4 protein-coding genes are annotated in these 2,656 nt (G+C 70.2%); 3 read left to right on the top strand and 1 reads right to left on the bottom strand.

Annotated features, from left to right (window positions below; translation table 11 throughout):
• From ACR2JA_RS00655 to ACR2JA_RS00645, 3 genes are all read left to right on the top strand, one after another.
• Positions 1-1,070: HlyD family efflux transporter periplasmic adaptor subunit (locus ACR2JA_RS00655; RefSeq protein ID WP_434007211.1), on the top strand; the 1,070-nt coding region annotated here is incomplete at its 5' end.
• A 76-nt stretch (positions 1,071-1,146) separates the two neighbouring features.
• On the top strand, positions 1,147-1,707 hold the full coding sequence (locus tag ACR2JA_RS00650; RefSeq protein WP_434007210.1) for a YaeQ family protein: 561 nt from the start codon (positions 1,147-1,149) through the stop codon (positions 1,705-1,707).
• A gap of 114 nt (positions 1,708-1,821) precedes the next feature.
• On the top strand, positions 1,822-2,169 hold the full coding sequence (locus ACR2JA_RS00645; protein ID WP_434007209.1) for a hypothetical protein: 348 nt from the start codon (positions 1,822-1,824) through the stop codon (positions 2,167-2,169).
• Here the strand turns inward: ACR2JA_RS00645 and ACR2JA_RS00640 are convergent.
• Positions 2,118-2,656: FAD-binding domain-containing protein (locus ACR2JA_RS00640; protein WP_434007208.1), on the bottom strand; the 539-nt coding region annotated here is incomplete at its 5' end. The two genes, ACR2JA_RS00645 and ACR2JA_RS00640, sit on opposite strands and share 52 nt — an antisense overlap.

The raw sequence follows: 2,656 nt of genomic DNA, 5'->3' as shown, positions 1-2,656 counted from the left end.
CCTGGGCCACCTGGTTGTACCGGCTGGTGCTGTTCCTGGGCATCGCCGTGCTGGTGTACCACCTGTTCTTCAAGCTCCTGGGCGTGGCCCTGTTCGTGGTCGAAATCCTCTGGTTTGTTCTCATGCCGCTGCACAAAGAATGGAAAGCCTGGACCGAGCGGGCCGCCGCCATCCGGCACAGCCGCCGCTCCCGCACCACGGCGGGCGTGCTGCTGGCCCTGGTACTGGTGGTGTTGGTGCCCTGGCCAGCGCGCGTCAACGTCAGCGGCCTGCTGCGCCCGGCCGACACCTGGCCCATCCACACCCCCAGCGCCGCCCGCCTGGACGCCATGCCCTGGAAGAGCGGCGACCACATCGCCGCTGGCCAGGCCCTGGTGCAGCTGCACCTGCCCGAGCTGCAGATGCGGCAACAGGCCCTGACCGCGCGCATCGAGCGCCTGCGCTGGCAGGCCGGTGCGGCCGGTTTCGATGCCGAATCGCGCCAGCAGTGGCAGACCGTGCAGGAAGCCCTGGGCACCGCCGAAGCCGAACTCGCCGCCTTGCAGACCGAGATGACCCAGCACGCCCCCGTGGCGCCCTGGGCTGGCACGCTGTACGACGTGGACCCCGACCTGCACCCCGGCCAATGGCTGGCACGCAAGGAAAAAATCGGCGTGCTGGTGCGCGACGGCACCCCCTGGCTGGTGGAAACCTGGCTCGATGAAAGCGCCGTGGCCCGCGTGCAAGCCGGCGACCGCGCCCTGTTCATGAACGACGCCGCCACCGGCCCGGCCCTGCACCTGCGTGTGCAGGCGGTGGACCGCGACGCCACCCGCGTGCTGCCGCGCAGCGAACTGGCGGCCCACCTGGGCGGCCATGTGTTGGTGCGGCCGCTCAACGATTCCCTGGTGCCCGAGCGGGCGGTCTACCGCGTGCAGCTGGCTGTGGAGGCCGACGACGTGGCCGCCCTGCAACGCCTGCAACAGCACAGCTGGCGCGGCCACCTGAGCATCCACGCCCACTGGGAAGCCCCGGCCAGCCGCTACCTGCGCCAGGCCGCGGCCGTGCTGGTGCGCGAAACCGGCTTCTGAGCCGCTGGAAGCGGCAGCACGGATACACTGCCCGCCGGCCACCCGCCCCGGGTGGCACTGCCTGCGCACCCTCCCCATGGCCATCAAGTCCACCATCTTCAAGGCGAACCTCCAGATCGCCGACATCGACCACGGCTACTACGCCGACCATGCGCTGACCCTGGCCCGCCACCCCAGCGAGACCGACGAACGCATGATGGTCCGGCTGGTGGCGCTGGCCTTGCAGGCACACGAACTGCAAGACACCTGCGGCGGCGACGGCACCCTGGCCTTCGGCGCCGGCCTGTCCGACCCAGACGACCCGGACGCCTCGCTGACCGACTTCACCGGCCGCAAGCGCGTCTGGATCGAAGTGGGCCAGCCCGAAGACAAGCCGCTGTCCAAGGCCTGCAGCCAGGCCGACGCGGTGATCGTCTACCCCTTCAGCTCGGCCGCCGACGTGTGGTGGAAGGGCATTGAAAACAAGCTCACCCGGCTGGACAAGCTGCAGGTGTGGCGCCTGCCCACCGAGGCCGCCCCCGCCCTGGCGGCCCTGGCCGAACGCAGCATGCAGCTACAGGCCCTGGTGCAGGACGGCGCCATCACCCTCAGCAGCACCCAGGGCAGCGTGCACATCGAACCCCTGCGCTGGAAATGAACTGACGGTCACCGGTCACCGGCCGGCGCCCGCATGGCGCAGGCGCCGGCAGGGGTATGGCCCACGGCCTATGCTGGCGGTTGATCTGCCACAGACCCCGCCGAGGAGCTCGCCATGGGAATGTTCAACATCCTGCCCGGATTCCAGAAAACGCCGCCCGGCCTGGAGCGCCCCATCCTGCGGAGTCTGCCCGCCGTGCTGTGGCAGGGCACGGCCTTGTTGGTGCTGTGCGCCCTGGTGGTGCAGCTCTGGCCCTGGGACGGCACCGAGGCGCAGGTCTACACCCGCATCACCACGCTGCACATCGGGCTCATCAGCCTGATGGTGCTGCACTGGACGGTGGTGCTCACGGTCGCCATCGGCGCCTTCATCGTGCTGGTCATGAAGGGCCCCGCCTACGTGGCCGACGCCTATCCGATGGACGAAGCCGAACACCCTGCGTCCAACCAGCCGCGGCGGTAGACGCCTTCGGGGTCGTGATCGCGGACCTGCTTGTCCAGGTTGAACCGCCGGCCACCGCGTGGGTCGGTGCCGACCCCGGCGATGTAGGCCCAGTTGCCCTGGTTGCTGTGCACGTCGAAGTCGATCAGGCAGTGCTCGAACCAGGCCGCGCCGGCACGCCAGTCGCTCTGGCCTTCGTGGATCAGCGCACTCGCCACGATCTGCCGCAGCCTGTTGGACAGGTACCCGGTGTGGCGCAGCTCGCGCATGGCCGCGTCCACCAGATCGAGCCCGGTGCGCCCCTCGCACCAGCGGGCAAAGGCCTCGGCTTCGTGCGCGGCGCGGGGCGCTGACGGCAGCAACCCCTGCGGCCGGAACAGCGCCGCGCCGGGGCGGCGCAGCATCCAGCGGAAGTGCTCGCGCCAGAGCAGCTCGAACCAGAGCCAGTAGCTGCCGTCGCTGGTGCCGCGCTCGGCCTCGAAGGCTTTCAGATCCGCCACCACCCGCC

Source organism: Hydrogenophaga sp. (assembly GCF_051007235.1).
Classification (GTDB): Bacteria; Pseudomonadota; Gammaproteobacteria; order Burkholderiales; family Burkholderiaceae_C; genus Hydrogenophaga.
Note: the sequence above shows the minus strand (reverse complement) of the source record. Positions and strands in the feature narration are given on the sequence as shown.